Origin of the sequence: Microtetraspora fusca, assembly GCF_001570365.1 — a bacterium.
In the GTDB taxonomy this organism is placed as follows: Bacteria; Actinomycetota; Actinomycetes; order Streptosporangiales; family Streptosporangiaceae; genus Microtetraspora; species Microtetraspora fusca.
On record NZ_BBYK01000077.1, the window covers coordinates 38,042 to 55,066 of the forward strand.

Here is a 17,025-nt window from a genome sequence, read left to right on the forward strand (position 1 = left end):
CCGCGGTCGCCTTCACCCCAGCCGATGGCCTGGTGCCGGCGGCAGTGTGTCGCGGAAGACCACCAACTCTCTCGAGCAGCCGGCAGGGGAACGGGAGGCTCATCGATCACAGACGATGCGCCGGACGGCCGGCGCCGAGACGATCTGGACCCCGGAGACGCCCGGCACCTCGATGTTCCCGAAACCGCCCTGCCGCACATCTTCGACCGCTTCACCAAAGGCGACGCGGCCCGGGCCCGCAGCGAGGGCAGCGGCCTCGGTCTCGCCATCGCCGCCGAGAACGCGCGCCTGCACGGCGGCACTTTCACCGCCGCCAACGCGACGGGTGGGGGAGCGGTGTTCACACTCATGCTGCCCCGGCACCCGGTGTGAGTTTCGATCTTGATGTCGACCCTGGAAGCTTCCAGGTTGTCGTATCTCCTGCTCGCGCCTGAGCATCTCACTGGAGAAAGAAGCATCTGCGATCACCTCTTGTGGGAGGATTCATGGCACTGGCGAGGAAAATCTTCGCGGCGGCGGCTCTGACTGCGTCAGCGCTCGTGGTCCCGCTCGCTGTCGCGCCGGCACCGGCATTCGCGGCGAACACCTGCAACTTCCCGTCACAGGCCACGCCGCCCAGCAGGTTCATCAAGAGTTACAGCAACTGCAGCGACTGCCGCACCGAGGCCTACAAGAGGTCGCAGAACATCCTCGGCTTCCGGTACTACTGCACCTACAACCCGAGCAACAACCTGAACGACCTGCACCAATACCTCGGCTAGCCGCAAGAGCCGGTGGTCCGGGGCCGACGTCCGGAGGGCCGCCGGCGGTACCGGACCACAGGGCATCTCGTGGTCCCGTACCGCTTCGCCCACCGGCCGTTCCGCCGGAAGCGGTCGGCTTCCGGTCAGCGGTCGGGATCTCCGGCCGCCTGCGGGCGATGGTCGATTCGCCATGTCCAATGAATCGCCATGTCGAGGCCTGCGGCCGCGCCGGTAAATTCGCGTGTCAATATCAGATGCCCGGCCGGCCATGGAAAAGGGAATGCCATTCGCGACAAGGGCTACGCCTGGATGTGGACCGCACGACCACGCCTAACCGGAAATCGCCACCGCCGAATTGGGGGAAATGTCATTTCGCTGTATAGCGGAGATGCATCACCCTCTATTTGACTGCGGCCGGTTCGGGCGTGTCATTCCGTTGACGGCGAAAAGCCGGTGCTCGCCGGAGGTTGCGAGGTGGACCGGGGCCCGCCCGGGTGGTCTTCCCGTGACACGACGGCGGCCTGCCGACGTGCTCCGCGGGCGATCCGTGAGGGGATCCGCCGGGCAGTAGGGGAGACGATCCCATGGCGGACAGTGCACGCCTTGATAATCCCCTACGGGCCGTAGCGACTTTCTTCGGGATGGGTAATCGCTTTCCCGATGGCCGTGGAGGTCACGGAACGCTTTCACGTCACTACAACTCACGGCATCGGCCGTCCCCCAAGGCGGAAATCTCGCTTATTGGGTACCGTGTCCGAATAGATACATTCAGGTAACAAAACGGTTTTTGCCCTCTCTTGGGCAAGTCGCGTTTGCCACTCTTACCCTCGTACGACTTGAGCCTCCTTTACGGACATCGCGAGGAGACCCCCTAAGTGGTTGGCAAGCTTGAACTGCTCGAACCGGTCCATAAGGCCTTTGAGCAGCAGGTAAGACGAACTCCTGACCGGACAGCGGTCATCGCCGGGACGGCCCGAACGGTCTACACCGACCTCAACGCCCGGGCCAACCGGATCGCCCACGAACTCATCGCCCAAGGAGTGGGGCGAGGTTCGACCGTCGGCGTGTGCCTGGACCGCGATGAGAGGCTGATCGCGGCGCTTCTGGCCGTCTGGAAGACCGGCGCCGCCTACGTGCCGCTCGACGCGACCTACCCGGCCGACCGCCTGGAGTTCATCATCGAGGACGCCGGGGTGTCGCACACGGTGACCTCGGCGGCGCTGTCGGAGCGGCTTCCGGAGCGTGGCCTCGTCCTGGTGGAGACCGTCGGCCACCGCCCTGACCACGATCCGGATCTGCCGAGCGACCCGGCCGACCTGGCGTACATCATGTACACCTCCGGCTCGACCGGGCGGCCCAAGGGCGTGTCGATCGAACACAGCAACGTGATGACGCTGCTGCGCTGGGACGCCGACTACTTCACCGCCGAAGAACTGGCCGGATTCCTCGCCTCGACGTCGGTCTGCTTCGATCCGTCCGTTCCCCAGCTCTATCTCCCCCTGCTGCTCGGCGGCACGGTGATCATCGCCGAAAACCCCCTCGCCCTGCACACCCTGCCCGCCAAGGACGAGGTCACGATGATCAGCGCGGCGGCCTCGGCGCTGACCGCGATGCTGCGGGAGCCGCTGCCCCCGAACGTGCGCACGGTGCTCTCCAGCGGCGAACCGGTGAGCCGCGCGCTGGCCGACCGCGTCTTCGTCAACCCCGGCGTGCGGCGCATGGTCAACCTGTACGGGCCGACCGAGTGCACCGTGCACTGCTGCGCGTCCGAGATCTCCAGAGACGAGACCGGCGAGCCGCCGATCGGCACGCCCTACGCCTGGTCGCAGCTGTCGGTGCGCGGCGGCGACGGCGAGGCGCTCGGCGACGGAGAGCTCGGCGAACTCTGGGTGGCCGGCCCATTGGTCGGCCGAGGCTACCTGAACCGGCCCGAGCTGACCGCCGAGCGGTTCGTGACCGACGCCGACGGCGTGCGCCACTACCGCACCGGAGACCTGGTCCGCAGGGAGAACAGCCTCTACTTCTACGAAGGCCGGATCGACGACCAGGTGAAGGTCGCGGGCTTCCGCGTCGAGCTGGGCGAGGTGCAGGGCAGACTGGCGCGTCACCCGCTGGTGAACCACGCCGTCGTGCTCGCCCCCACCGACGAGGAGGGGACCCGGCGGCTGGTCGCCTACATCGAGCCGTCCGGCCCGGGCCTCGACGACGGGCGGTTGCGGTCCTGGCTGCGCGAATGGCTGCCCGACTACATGGTCCCCTCCCGCTTCGTGTTCCTCGACGCGATCCCGGTGGGCCCCACGGGGAAGGCGGACCGTTCCCGGCTGCCCGCGGTGACCTTCTTCACCGCGCCGACCTCGTCCGCCGACGGGGGTGGCCCCACGGCCGAGTACGTCGCCCCCCGGGACGAGACCGAGGAGCGGCTCGCCGCCATCACCGCCGAGGTGCTCGGCGTCGAACGGGTCGGCGTCCACGACCACTTCCTCGACCTGGGCGGGCACTCCCTGGCCGCCGCCAAGATCTGCGCCAGGATCGAGCACACGCTCGGCGTCCACGTGGCGCTGACGACGTTCCTGGCCCGGCCCACCGTCGCCGAGCTGGCGTCGTACATCGCCGAGGCCGCACCCACCGCGACGACCCCGCTGACCCGCCACGCGGGCCGCGGCAGCTATCCGCTGTCCACCGGCCACCGCGCCATGCAGCTGATGCGTGAGGTCAGCCAGAACATGGGCGCCACCGCGATCGCGTTCCGGCTCGGGCTGCGCGGCCTCACCTCGGCCGAGCCGGTGCGAGCCGCCCTGGACGCGATCGTGCGCCGCCACGAGGCGCTCCGCTCCGTCGTGGTGGACGGCGTCACGGCGGTGGTCAGGCCGCCGCTGCCCGTGCCGTTCGAAGAGCACCGCCCGGCTTCCGACAACGAGGCGGACGAGCTGCGGCGGGCCGCGGTCGACCATGACTTCGACATCGCCGAGGAGTCGCCGCTGCTGCGGGCCACCCTGCTGTGGTCCGGGCCGGACAGCGCGGAACTGGTGCTCCTCACCGACCACACCGCGTTCGACGGCTGGTCGCTGGGGGTCGTCATGGAGGAGCTTCTCGACGGGCTCGCCAACGGCGGCGACATCCGGTTGCCGGAACCGCGGTTCCAGATCGGCGACGTCGCGCTGCGCGAGCAGGCGACCGTCCTGGACACCGAGGCCCTGCGGGCCTTCTGGGCCGAGGAGCTCGCCGGCGCCGTCCCGCCGTTCGAGCTGCTTCCCCGCGCGCACGACCGCCTCAGCCGCCTGAACGGTGAGCGACTGGTACGCGGGATTGACCCGTCGACGGCCGCCCGGGTCGCCGAACTGGCGGCCGACTGCGGCGCGACCCCGTTCGCCATCTACCTGACCGTGCTCGGCATGCTGGTCGCCGGGCTGACCGATCGGCGGGACGTCGTCCTCGGCGCCGCCGTGGCGGATCGCGCCGACCCCGGCCTGGAGTCCGTGGTCGGCATGCTGGTCGACGTGATCCCGGTGCGGTTGCGCCTGGAGGACGGGCTGTCCCTGCGCGAGGCCGTACGGCACGCCGGAGCCGTGACCGCCCGTGCGATGGACCACCACGCGCTGTCGGGGCCGGAGCGGGCCGAGGCGAGTGGCGTGGAGCGCCCGCCCGGCGCGGTGCTGACGCCGGTCACGCTGTCGATCCAGCCGTCGGAGGTGCCCCTCTCCCTGGAGCGCGAGGGTGTGGCCGTGGATCTGATCGGCGAGCTGGACGCGGGCAGCGCCCAGGCGCCGCTGATCGTCTATGTCAACGACACGGCCGCCGGGCTCCAGCTTCAGGTCGAGTGGGACGTGGAGCACCTGGACCGGCCCGGCGCCGAGGTCCTCACCGAGCGCCTGGTCCGTCTGCTGGAAGACGCCCTGGCCCACCCCGATCGGCCGCTGTCGGCGTTCGAGGTGGTCGGCGCCGAGGAGCGGGCGGAGCTGCTGGCCGCCGGAACCGGCGTACCGCTGCCCGGCGACGCGCCGCGCACCGTGGTGGAGGCCGTGCTGGAGCAGGCCGTACGGCGCCCGCACGCACCGGCGGTCGTCGACGCCGAGGGCGCCCTCACCTACGGCGAGCTGGCCGACGTGGCGCGACGGGTCGCGACGGCGCTCGGCCCGGCCGCCGCGGGTACCTGCGTCGGCGTCTGCCTGCCCCGCGACCGGTACCTCCCGGCGGCGCTCGTGGGCGTGCTGCTCGCCGGCGCCGCCTACGTCCCGCTCGACCCCGGCAACCCGTTCCAGCGGCTCGGGGACCAGGTCGAGGACGCCGGCATCAAGATGATCGTCGCGGCGGGCGAGGCGCTGGCGGTGGCCGAGCGGCTGGGCGTCGCCGTCGTCGACCTCGCCGGGCTGTCGTCGGCGCAAGCCGTACCGGTTGAGGTGGACCCCGCCGACCTCGCGGCGGTGGAACCCGACGGCGTGGCCTACGTCCTCTACACCTCCGGCTCCACCGGCAGGCCGAAGGGAGTCGAGGTCACGCACGCCAACCTCGCGGCGTTCGTCACCTCGATGACGATCGCCCCCGGGGTCCGGCCCGACGACGTCATGCTCGGCCTGACGCCGTTCTCGTTCGACGTGTTCGGCTTCGACCTGTGGGTGAGCCTGTGCCACGGCCTGCGGCTGGAGATGCTCGGCCGTGAGGACGCGCTCGACGGGCGGGCCGTCGCGCGGCGGATCGAGGAGGCCGGGGTCACCCTGATGACGGCCACCCCGACGAGCCTGCGCATGCTGGTCGCCTCCGGCTGGCGTGGCGGGAACGTGCGCGTGGTCAGCATCGGCGAGGTGCTCGACGCGCCCCTCGCCGGCGACCTGCTGGAGCGGGTGGCCGAGCTGTGGAACGCCTACGGCCCCACCGAGACCACGATCTACTCCACGATGATCCGGGTGACGGCCCCGGTCGGCGACCCGGTGTCGATCGGCACGCCGCTGGCGGGGGAGCGCGCCTACGTGCTCGACCGGGCGGGCCGCATGCTGCCCGCCGGAGCCGTCGGCGACCTGTGGATCGGCGGCGTGGGCGTGGCGAGGGGGTACCGGGGGCGGCCCGAGCTGACCGCCGCCGCCTTCACCGAGGACCCGCTGGGCGGGCGCCGGTACCGTACCGGTGACCTGGCCCGCTGGCGGCCGGACGGCACGCTCGACTTCCTCGGCCGCCGCGACCACCAGGTCAAGGTGCGCGGTCACCGGATCGAGCTGGGCGAGATCGAGACCGCGCTCCGGGAGAACGTCGCCGACGCGGCCGTGATCGTGCACGGTGGCGACCACCTGGTCGGCTATCTCGCGGCGCCGGCGGGGACCGACACGGGCGAGCTGGAGCGGCGCCTGAGCTCCCGGCTCCCGGACTACATGGTTCCCCGCCGCTGGGTGCTCCTGGACGCCCTGCCGCTCACGGCCTCCGGCAAGGTGGACCGGACCGCGCTGCCCGAGCCCGGCGACGACACCCCGCGGGTGCCGCCGAGCACCGAGGCCGAGTTGCTGGTCGCCGACGTGTGGGCCGCCGTGTCGAGCCGTTCCGACCTCGGCGCGCACGACGACTTCTTCGCCCTCGGCGGCCACTCCGCCACCGCCGCCCTCGTGGCGGCCCGGCTGAGCGACGCCCTCGGCCTGCGCGTGCCCGTGCGCCTGCTGTTCGAACGGCGGAGGCTCGCGGACTACGCCGCGCAGATAGAGGTCCTGCTCCTGGCCGACATGGAGGAGGCCCGGTGACCGAGATCGCCGAGGCCCGCAAGAGACACGACACCGCGGTCACGCGACCGACGGAGGAGATCTGATGACCATCAGCGACGAGCGCCAGAGCGCTCTCGCCGCCAGGCTGTCGGCGGCACGCCGCGCCGCCGCCCAGGCCGCCCCGGCCATCCCCGTCAGAGGGGCGGCCGACGGCCCTGCCGCTCTGTCCCCCACCCAGGCCCGGCTGTGGTTCCTTTCCCAGCTCGACGACCTGGCCGCGTACAACGTGCCCGCCGCCGTGCGGCTGCGCGGCCCGCTCGACGCCGACGCGCTGCTGAGCGCCGTACGGGATCTCGCCGACCGGCACGAGGTGCTGCGCAGCCTGGTCACCGACGACGGCGCCACCCCGGTCGAGGCCGACCGGGTCCCGGTCACGGTCGAGGACCTCGACGACCCCGACCGGCTGGAGACGCGGCTGCGGGAGGAGCTGGCGCGGCCGTTCGCGCTGGAGTCCGAACCGCCCACCCGCGCCCTGCTGCTCCGCCTTCCCGGCGGCGAGGAGCACGTGCTCGCGCTGACCGTGCACCACATCGCCTTCGACGCGTGGTCGCGGAACCTCGCGCTGGCCGAACTGGCCGCCCTCTATGCGGCACGGCTCGGCCTGGCCGAGCCGCCCGCGCCGCCCCGGGTGCAGTACGCCGACTACGCGGCGTGGCTCGCCGGGCAGCCGGAGGGCGACCTCGCCTGGTGGACCGAACGGCTGGCAGGACTCGAACCCGTCCTGGACCTGCCGGTGGACCGGACGCGGCCGTCGATCGCGGACTGGTCGGGCGCGTCCATCCCCGTACGGCTGACGGCCGAGCGGACCGCCAGGATCCGGGAGGTCGCCGCCGAGAACGGCTGCACGCCGTTCATGGTGCTGCTGGCCGCGTGGCAGGAACTGCTCGGCCGGATCTCCGGAACCGACGACGTGCCGGTCGGCGTGCCGGAGGCGGGGCGGCTCCATCCCGAGACCGCGCGCATGTTGGGCTGCTTCGTCAACACGCTCGTCCTGCGCGGCGACAGGTCCGGCGAGCCGACCGGTCGCGAGCTGCTGGCCCGGACCAAGGACGCGGCGCTGGACGCGCTCACCCACCGGGACGTGCCCTTCGACCGGATCGTGGAGCACCTGCACCCCGAGCGCAACCTCGCCACCACGCCGATCTTCCAGGTGATGCTCAACGTCCTGGAGGACCGTCCCCAGGCGCTGGAGTTCCCCGGCCTGACCGCCGAGCCGGTGCAGGCCCAGCTCCACACCACCAAGTACGACCTCAACCTCGCCTTCGTCAACGGCGGCGAGGAGTACGACGGCGAGCTCACCTACCGCACGGACCTGTTCGACGAGTCGACCGCGCGGCGCATGGTCGGCTGGTATCTGAACCTGCTGGAGGGCATGCTCGCCGACCTGGACGCGCCTGTGGCGGCCGTGCCGCTGGAGCCGGTGGGCGGGCCCGTCGTCGCGGGCACCCGGATGCAGATGGACCTGACGCGGCCGCTGCACGAGGTCATCGGCGACTGGGTCCGGCGCACGCCGGAGGCGGTCGCGGCGGTGGACGCCACCGGATCGCTGACCTACGGAGAGGTGGACCGGCTGGCCAACCGCCTGGCCCACCACCTCGTGGCGGCCGGGGTACGGCCCGACGAGCCGGTCGGCGTGCTCGTCGACCGGCACCGTGGCCTGGTCCCCGCGCTCCTTGGCGTGCTGCGGGCCGGCGGCGCGTACATGCCGATGGAACCCGCCTACCCCGACGACCGTCTCGCGTACATGATGGAGACGGCCGGCGCGCGCGTGGTGCTGGCCGACGCCGAGCACGCCGCCCGGGTCCCCGGTGCGCTGGTCCTGCCCGATCTCCTGGCCGACGGGCCCGACGACCCCCTGGACGTCGACGTCACCCCCGGCCACCTCGTACACGTGATCTTCACGTCCGGCTCCACCGGGCGGCCCAAGGGGGCCGGGATCGAGCATCGGTCGGCGATGCACTACCTGCATGGCCTCGCGGAACTGGTGCCCGACACCTACGCGTCCTACGCCGTGGTCTCCACGATCGCCTCCGACCTGGTCATGACCTGCCTGTACGGCGCGCTCGTCCGGGGCGCCGCGGTCCACCTGGTGGACCAGGACGCGGCCACCGACCCGGAGGCGTACGCCGCCTACCTCGAGGCGCATCCGGTCGACGCCATCAAGATGGTGCCCAGCCACCTTGAGCTGCTCGCCGCCCACGGCGACCTGGCCCGGATGCTGCCGCGCCGGATGCTGATCCTCGCCGGTGAGGCGACGTCGTGGGAGCTGGCCGCGCGCATCCGCGCCGCCCGTCCGGATCTGGAGGTGCAGATCCACTGCGGGCCGACGGAGACGATGGTCTCGGTCCTCGGCGGCCGGCTGCCCGACACGCCGACGGGGTCCGGGTCGGCCCCGCTGGGCCGCCCGTTTCCCGGTGTCGACTGCTACATCGTCGACCCGGCGGGACGTCCGCTGCCCGCCGGGGTGCCGGGTGACCTGTGGGTCGCCGGCCCGAGCCTGGCCCGCGGCTATCTGAACCGGCCCGACCTGACCACCGATCGGTTCGTCCCCGATCCGGTGACGGGGACCAGCCGCTGCTACCGGACCGGCGACCGGGTCCGGCTCAACTCCGCCGGGCTGGTGGAGTTCCTCGGCCGGGTCGACGACCAGGTCAAGATCAGGGGCTTCCGGGTGGAGCTGGGCGAGGTGAAGGCCGCCCTGCAGGAGCAGCCCGGGGTCCGGGAGGCGGCGGTGCTGCCGGTCGGCGAGGGCCGCTCCCGGCGGCTGGCCGCCTGGGTCGCGCCGGCCTCCGTGGATGTCGCCGAGATCCGCGCGGGACTGCGTGATCGGTTGCCCGACTACATGGTCCCGAACGCGATCGTCGTCCTCGACGAGCTGCCGCTCACCCCGCTGGGCAAGGTCGACCGGGCCCGCCTGCCGGTCCCCGAGGCGACGCCCGCCGGAGAGCGGGTCGCGCCGAGCACGCCCACCGAGCAGCGGATCGCCGCGGTGTGGGCCGGCATCCTCGACCTGGACGCCGACGACTTCGGCGTCGACGACGACTTCTTCGCCCTGGGAGGCGACTCCTTCCGCGCGGTACGTGCCGTCCGCGAGATCGATCCGGCCCTGCGGGTGATCGACCTGTTCACCCGGCCCACGATCCGTGAGCTGGCCGCCCACGTCGACGGCGGCGACGAGGCCGCGGCCGGGCTGCTGCACCGCCTGTCCGGTCCGCGCACGGCCACCCGCACCGTTGTCTGCCTGCCGTACGGCGGCGGATCGGCCGCCGCCTACCAGCCGCTCGCGGCCGAGCTGGGCCGTACCTCGCCCGGCACGGCGGTGCTCGCCGTCGAGCTGCCCGGCCACGACCCGGCCCGGCCCGACGAGGCCATGCTCTCGATGCCGGAGCTGACCGACCGGCTCGCGGCCGAGCTGGCCGACGTGTCCGGTCCGATCGCGCTGTACGGCCACTGCGTCGGCTCGGCCGCCGCGACCGAGCTGGCGCTGCGGCTGGAAGCGTCCGGAAAGCAGGTCGCCGGCGTCTTCGTCGGCGGCAGCTTCCCCGACGCGCGGCTGCCCGGACGGCTGTCGGCCTGGTGGAACAAGAAGTTCCCCGCGCACCGCTGGGCCAACGACCGCGTCCAGCGGGACTTCCTGCGGACCCTCGGCGCTCTCGACGAGGACTTCGGCGACACCGAGATCATGCTGCGCGGCCTGCGGCACGACGTCGGTGAGGCCCAGGCGTGGTTCGGCAGCCGCCTCGACTCTTCCGCCGAGGAACGCAGGCTCACGGCGCCGCTGGTGTGCGTGATCGGTGAGCGCGACCGCGCGACCGAGCTCTACCAGGAGCGCTACCGCGAGTGGGGGGCGTTCGCCGAGCGGGTCGGGCTGGCCACGATCCCGCGGGCCGGTCACTACTTCCTCAAGCACCAGGCCGAGACTCTGGCCCGGCTGATCGAGGAGCACCTGGACCGCTGGGCCGGCGGCGACCTGCCCGAGCCCGTCGGAGAGATCGAGGTCTCCGGTCAGAGCGCCCGGCGGGACCTGCGCCGCTTCTACACGGTCGCGGCCGGTCAGACCGTCTCGCTCCTCGGCGCGGCGCTGACCTCGTTCGCGCTGGGCGTGTGGGCGTACCAGGAGAACGGCCGCGTGCTCGACTACGCCGTCGTCACCATGCTCGCCCTGCTGCCGTCGATGCTGGGAGCGCCGCTGGGCGGCGCGGTCGCCGACCGCGTGGACCGGCGGCTCGTCATGCTGGTGTGCGACGGCGTCTCCGCCGTGGCCACCGCGGCCCTGGTGATCCTGCTGTGGCTGGGACGGCTGGAAGTCTGGCAGGTGGGCATCATCGCCGGACTGCTGTCGCTGGTGTCGGCCTTCCACCGGCCCGCCTACCTCGCGGCGGTGGCGCAGTTGGTGCCCAAGCCGTACCTCATGCAGGCCAACGCGCTGGCGAACCTCGGCACCGGCCTGGGCATGCTCATCGGACCGCTGGCCGGCGCCGCGCTCATCACGTTGATCGGGCTGCACGGCGTGGTGGCCGTGAACATCGTCACCTTCCTCGCCGGGCTCGGCACGCTGCTGATGGTGCGCTTCCCCGACCGGCTGTTCCACCGCCTGGAGGAGTCCTTCGGTCAGGCCATCGTCGGCGGCTGGCGCTTCCTCATCCGGCGTCGCCCCCTGATGATCATGATCGGGTTCTTCGTCGTGATGAACTACCTGAACATGCTCGGGGTGGCCGTGACGGTGCCCGCGGTGCTGTCGTTCAGCGACGTCGCCGGCGTCGGTACGGTCACCGCGATGCAGGGCCTGGGCGCGGTGGTCGGCTCCCTCGTCATGGTGTTCTGGGGCGGCACCGAACGGCGCGCGATCGGCATGGTCGGCTTCGTGATCGGTTTCGGGACCGGAGTGCTGCTCGTCGGGTTGCGGCCCTCGCTCGTGCTGGCCGCCTTCGGCGGGCTGATGGCGTGGGTGTTCCTCAGCGTGCTGAACGCGCACTGGCTCGCCCTCATCCAGCTCAAGGTCGGCCTGGAGCTGCAGGGCCGGGTGCTGGCCACCAACCAGATGCTCGCGGTTTCGATGACGCCGCTGGCGTTCCTCACCGCGCCGCTGCTGGCGGACGACGTCTTCGGCCCGCTGCTCGTCAAGGGTGGCCCCCTCGCGGACACCGTGATCGGCGACATCGTCGGGGTGGGGCCGGGGCGCGGCGTCGGACTGCTGCTGGCCCTCTGTGGCGGGTTGCTGATCCTCTGGGGCGCGCTGGGGCTCTGGTACCGGCCGCTGCGGCTCATGGAGGACGCGCTGCCCGACGCGGTGGCGGGCGCCGAGATCGCCGATGATCTGGACGGCGTCCAGGTCGAGGCCGACGCCGCCCTGCTGGAGGGGGCCGGCCGAGCCCGGTGAACCACGTGTGTCCACCCCGGCACCCGCGCTCCTTGGTCAGGGGCCGGGGCCGGGGTGGCCCCTGCTCCGGCCCACGGCCTCAGCCCCGTCGATGAAGCCCTCGACCCAGACGACGGACTCCTCGTTCAGGCCGAAGGGCACGTCGCTGAGCGGGCCGAGTTTCTCGATCGCGAACGCGACGTTGGCCTCGATCTTCTCCATGCTCATCTCGGCATGGTCGCACCCGATCGGGACGCGCCGTACCGCCCCCGGGGGAGAGGAGACAATCCCGCATGCACCGGGACCTCAAGCTCTGCTGCCCGGGACCGGGGGCGACGACTGTGAGAGCGACAACGACACAGTCGGGCTCTTAGTCCACAGGAGACAGACCATGGACATTCGCACCGCTTCCCGCGTCGCGGGCGCAGTCTCACTGATCGTCGGATCATTGGCCCTCGCCATCCCGATCGAGATCACCGACGACGACGCCCCGATCGCGGCTCAGCTCCAGGACTACGCGAACCACTCCGCTCTCGCGATGCTGTCGAACATCGTCCTCCTTCCCGTGATCTTGATGGTCCCCGCGGTGATCTATGCCGCCCGGCTGGCACGCCGTGGTGCGCCGAGCCTGGCCTTCGTCGGCGGTGGACTGTCGGCGCTCGGCTGGCTCGCCGGCTTCATGAGCATTGGCACGGGACAGATCGCGCTCTACCAGGGCTCCAAGCTCGCCGACCAGGCAGGCGCGGCGGCGTTGATCGACAAGATGAACGGCGATCCGGTTTACGGCACGCTCGTGGGCATCTTCGTCTTCGGACACGCGATCGGCATGATCGTGCTTGGCATCGGGCTGTGGCGCTCACGAGCGGTCGCGCCCTGGGTCGCCGCGCTGTTCATCGCCTATCCGGTCGGGCACCTCGTCGGACACGCGATCAGCCCGGTCGTCGACGCGATCTCCAGCGTGCTCCTGCTGGTCAGCGCCGTGGCCGTCGCAGCCAAGATCCTGCGCATTCCGAACGAGCAGTGGGACCTGCCGGCGGGCGAAGGCGTCGCCGCAGCCGAGCCCGTCGCCGGTGTGGCGGCGTAGCCCTGCGGTGGCGTGATGATCTCCGGCGAAGCCACCTTCACCGAGGCGCACAACACACGCGATCAGGCCGGCATCGGCCTGATCGCAGGTCGTGTCACCGCCTCGCTCAGCGGTACACGAACGCCCCGGGACACTTTCCGGCGACCCGCCTTTGGCGCACAATCAACGCTGATGGCTTCGAAGCTCAGACTTGTCGTCTCGGCCACCGTGACGCTGGCCGTGCTCTTCGCTGCCGTAGGCGTGGCATTGATCGGCACCGGTCACCTGAGCCGGCTGTCCATCCTGATTTCGGTGACCGCAGTGGTGTACCTGGCGGTCGCTTTCGTCGGCGCGGCGATACTGCGAACACAGCCGCACAGCCGGACCGGCTGGATCTTCCTCATCTCCGGCACGGCGGCGCCGATCGCGTCCGCGCTCAATGCCGCCGCCGATGTCGGGGCGCAGGTCGGCAGGATCGACGCCGCATCGTGGATTTACCTGGCGCAGACTCCGTTCAGCCTTCTCAGCGTGCCCCTGATGGCGACCTTCGGGATCCTGCTCTTCCCCGACCGCCGCCTGGACACACGGCGTCGGCGTGTGCTCGGGCGAGTCTTCGCTGTCGAGCTTCTCGTGCTTCTGGTGTGGGCGCTGCTCTCGCCGGAATCGATTGACGTGCCAGGGCTCTACAACCCCATCGGGGTGCCGGGCGCCGACGTGCTGGTGATCAGCATCCTTCTCGTCGGACCGCTCAGCCTGCTGGCGTGTATCTCGCTGTGGCGCTTCGCCCGGCGCGACACCGGCCCGTACACACCTGCCCTGCGTACGGCCGCTCGGGTTTCGTTCGTCGTGCCCGCCTCGTACATCGCGTGTGTGATCGCGGGATTCACCTCCGGAGACACGGCGCCCATCGCTGTCCTGGAGAACTGCGCGGCGATCGCGGTTGGAGCCGCGGCGTGGATCGGCATCGCGAGGCACGGACTGTTCGACACCCGTACGGTGCTCAATCGGGCACTGGTGTACGGGTTTCTGAGCTTGGCGCTCGTCGCGGTCTACCTCATCGTGGTCGTTTCACTCGGCCTGTTCTTCGGCGGTCTCGTGCCGCAGGTCGTCGCCGCGGTCATGGCCGCCCTTGCGGTGTTGCCACTGCGTGACCTGGTGCAACGCCGGATCAACCAGCTTGTTTACGGGCTTCGAGACGATCCGGCGGCCGCGTTCGCCCGACTCGGCGACCGGCTGGACGCGGCCGGGGCGCCCGAGGACATCCTCCCGGCCGCCGTTCGTACGGTTGCCGAGGCTCTTCGACTCCCGTACGTGGCGATCGAAGTGGGCGGCGAGGTGCTGTGCCGTCACGGGCGCGCGCTGCCCGGCGAGACGGAGGCACTGCCGCTGCCCTTCGCCGGTGAGACGATCGGGCATCTGATGCTGCAGACCCGCAGCGGCGGCGACTTTTCGGCGGACGAACGACGGCTGCTGGCGGACTTGACGAAGCAGGTAGCCGTGGCGGCCCGAGCAGTAGTGCTGACCCAGGCGCTGCAGTCCTCCCGGCAGCGGCTGGTGACGACGCGTGAAGAGGAGAGGCGGCGGCTGCGCCGCGACCTGCACGATGGTCTCGGCCCCACGCTCGCCGGCATCGCGCTGGGCATCGACACAGTACGCCGGGCGACGCCGCCGGACGGGTCTGTCGCGGAACTGCTGGCGAGGCTTCGCGAAGCCACCGAGTCGGCGGTCCACGACATCCGCCGCCTCGTCTATGACTTGCGGCCTCCGATCCTCGACGAGCTGGGCCTCGCAGGGGCCGTACGGGAACAGGCAGTGCGACTGGGCGTGGCGAGCATCGACGTTCCCGAGGCACTTCCATCGCTGCCCGCCGCGGTGGAGGTGGCGGCGTACCGCATCGCCGTCGAGGCCCTGACCAACGCGGCGCGCCACGCGCCGGGAACGCCGGTGTCGGTCCAGCTCGCGGTGAACAGCTGCCTTGAGCTGTCGATCGCGGACGGTGGCGCCGGTCTGCCGGACGGATATCGCGCGGGCGTCGGCCTCAACTCGATGCGGGAACGGGCCGCGGAGCTCGGTGGCTTGTGTGTGGTGAGCCGGCGTGACCCGTGCGGAACAATCGTGCGCGCGGAGTTCCCGCTGTTCGAGGAGGCGCTGTGACGGTACGAGTCGTCGTGGCGGACGACCATCCGCTGTTCCGCGAGGGGCTGCGGTCGCTCATCTGCGACTCGGCCGAGACCGAACTGGCCGGGGTGGCCGCCGATGGCGACGAGGCCGTCGCCGTCACGCTCGAGCAGCGTCCCGACGTGGTCGTCATGGACCTGCGGATGCCCGGTCTCAACGGTGTCGACGCGACCCGCAAGATAGTTGCCGCGCTGCCCGATGTCGCCGTGCTGGTGTTGACGATGGTGGAAGAGGACGCATCGATATTCGCGGCGATGCGTGCGGGCGCACGGGGTTATGTCCTCAAGGGCGCCGAACCCGAGACCATTCTGCGCTCGATCCTCGTTGTCGCGGCAGGTGAGGTGATCTTCGGTTCCGCGATCGCCTCGCGCCTGACCCAGTTCTTCGCGGTCGGCGGCAGCACCACTGTGACGCCCTTCCCCAACCTCACCAGCCGCGAACGCGACATCCTCGCGCTCATGGCGACAGGCGTGAACAACAGGACGATCGCGATGCGCATCGGAGTGACCGAGAAGACGGTGCGCAACAATGTGTCGAACATCTTCGCCAAACTGCGCGTCGCTGACCGAGCGGCGGCCGTGGCGCGGGCGCGTGACGCCGGGTTGGGTTCGTTGCCACCGCAGCGCGGGTCTCCGGCTCTTCCGGCTTGAACGCGCGGCGAGTTCGGCCGCAGGGACAGCCAGCCCGCAGAGCTGCACAAGCGCGCGGTGCGGATGGTCGCCGAGGTCTGCCCCGACTACCCGACCGAATGGGCCACGATCACACGCCGGATCGCTTACCTGCCAGGTAATCGCCCTCCACGGAAGGGGCGTGTCAGGATCGGCAGCGCACCGAGCACGACCCCACGGGAGGACACCATGCCCGCCTACGTCATCGCCCACCTGCGGGAGGCGGCCCCGCACCCGGAGATCGCCGAGTACATGGAGCGGCTCCCGGCCACCTTCGAGCCGTACGGCGGCCGCTACCTCGTGCACGCCACCCAGCATGAGGTGAAGGAGGGCGACTGGTCCGGGCATGTCGTGATGATCGGGTTCCCGGGGATCGCCGAGGCGCGGGCGTGGTGGGATTCTCCCGCGTACCGCGAGATCGCGCCGCTGCGCTCGCGGCACATCGAGGGCGACATCATCATGGTCGACGGCGTGCCCGAGGACTACGTCCCGACGGCGGCCGTCACCGCCATACGGGAGGCGGCAAGGATCGGGGACGATGAGCCGTAGTGAGTCTGTGACCTGCGACGTGACGGTGAAAAGGTTCACTGTTGCTCCGCCGATCGCGAACCCCTTCAACGCGGCAAAAACGGTATGAACCTCGCCGGATTCGGTGCAAGGCTGAGCGCGTGAACCATACACACACCGTGGTCCTGGTCGAGGGGATCAGTGACAAGTCGGCCATCGAAGCGTTGGCCGAGCGCCGGGGCCGAAACCTCGCGGCCGAAGGCATCTCCCTCGTGGCGATGGGCGGTGCCACGAGCATCGGGACGTATATCGGCAAGTTCGGACCTCCCGGTCGCGATCTCCGGCTGGCCGGTCTGTGCGACGCCGGAGAAGAAGGCGCCTTCCGGAAGGGGCTTGAGCGCGCTGGCCTCGGATCCGATCTCAACAGAAGCGATCTGGAGGCGCTCGGATTCTTCGTGTGCGTGGCCGACCTGGAAGACGAGCTGATCCGCGCCCTCGGCACCGCCGCGGTTGAACGCGTCATCGATGCCGAGGGCGAACTCGGTTCGTTTCGCACACTTCAGAAGCAACCCACATGGCGCGGGCGCAGCACTCACGACCAACTGCGCCGGTTCATGGGAGCAGGCGGCGGCCGCAAGATCCGCTACTCGGCCCTGCTCGTCGCGGCACTGGAGCTCGATCGAGTGCCCCGACCGCTGGACGGACTGCTGGCCCACCTGTGAGTCTGCTCGGACAGGTCCTTGAACGATCGTGGTTTTGGGGACGC

9 protein-coding genes and 1 pseudogene are annotated in these 17,025 nt (G+C 70.9%); 9 read left to right on the plus strand and 1 reads right to left on the minus strand.

The features are described from left to right. Nucleotides 1-177: 177 nt before the first annotated feature. The 4 genes and pseudogenes from AWQ68_RS41660 to AWQ68_RS35930 form a co-directional block, all read left to right on the plus strand. Nucleotides 178-372: pseudogene (locus tag AWQ68_RS41660) on the plus strand (ATP-binding protein); the annotation flags it as partial. A 167-nt stretch (nt 373-539) separates the two neighbouring features. Next, complete coding sequence (locus AWQ68_RS35920) at nt 540-761, plus strand: hypothetical protein (RefSeq protein WP_157546274.1); 222 nt, start codon at nt 540-542, stop codon at nt 759-761. Between the two features lie 857 nt (nt 762-1,618). Continuing rightward, nucleotides 1,619-6,463 (plus strand): non-ribosomal peptide synthetase, encoded by a 4,845-nt coding sequence (locus AWQ68_RS35925; protein ID WP_084464784.1) that lies wholly within the window; start codon nt 1,619-1,621, stop codon nt 6,461-6,463. A gap of 64 nt (nt 6,464-6,527) precedes the next feature. Further along, entirely contained in the window at nt 6,528-11,864 is a 5,337-nt protein-coding gene (locus AWQ68_RS35930; protein ID WP_066949804.1) for a non-ribosomal peptide synthetase/MFS transporter, read from the plus strand. A gap of 36 nt (nt 11,865-11,900) precedes the next feature. On the opposite strand, the gene AWQ68_RS43140 is transcribed toward AWQ68_RS35930, so the two are convergent. Next, a complete protein-coding gene (locus AWQ68_RS43140; RefSeq protein WP_157546276.1) occupies nt 11,901-12,071 on the minus strand; it encodes a hypothetical protein in 171 nt (56 codons plus the stop codon). A gap of 163 nt (nt 12,072-12,234) precedes the next feature. On the opposite strand from AWQ68_RS43140, the gene AWQ68_RS35935 reads away from it, so the two are divergent. The 5 genes from AWQ68_RS35935 to AWQ68_RS35955 all read left to right on the plus strand — a co-directional run bounded on the left by AWQ68_RS35935 (nt 12,235) and on the right by AWQ68_RS35955 (nt 16,981). Then, nucleotides 12,235-12,927, plus strand: a complete 693-nt coding sequence (locus AWQ68_RS35935; protein ID WP_066949807.1) for a hypothetical protein — start codon at nt 12,235-12,237, stop codon at nt 12,925-12,927. 15 nt (nt 12,928-12,942) lie between these two features. Next, complete coding sequence (locus tag AWQ68_RS35940) at nt 12,943-15,060, plus strand: sensor histidine kinase (RefSeq protein ID WP_066949810.1); 2,118 nt, start codon at nt 12,943-12,945, stop codon at nt 15,058-15,060. Then, nucleotides 15,057-15,734 carry a response regulator transcription factor gene (locus tag AWQ68_RS35945; RefSeq protein WP_066949813.1) on the plus strand — a complete coding sequence of 226 codons (678 nt, stop codon included), beginning with the start codon at nt 15,057-15,059 and terminating at the stop codon, nt 15,732-15,734. The genes AWQ68_RS35940 and AWQ68_RS35945 overlap by 4 nt, the downstream gene beginning before the upstream one ends. A 207-nt stretch (nt 15,735-15,941) precedes the next feature. After that, nucleotides 15,942-16,301 (plus strand): DUF1330 domain-containing protein, encoded by a 360-nt coding sequence (locus AWQ68_RS35950; protein ID WP_066949816.1) that lies wholly within the window; start codon nt 15,942-15,944, stop codon nt 16,299-16,301. A gap of 137 nt (nt 16,302-16,438) precedes the next feature. Next, complete coding sequence (locus AWQ68_RS35955; protein WP_245656435.1) at nt 16,439-16,981, plus strand: TOPRIM nucleotidyl transferase/hydrolase domain-containing protein; 543 nt, start codon at nt 16,439-16,441, stop codon at nt 16,979-16,981. Nucleotides 16,982-17,025: the final 44 nt, after the last annotated feature.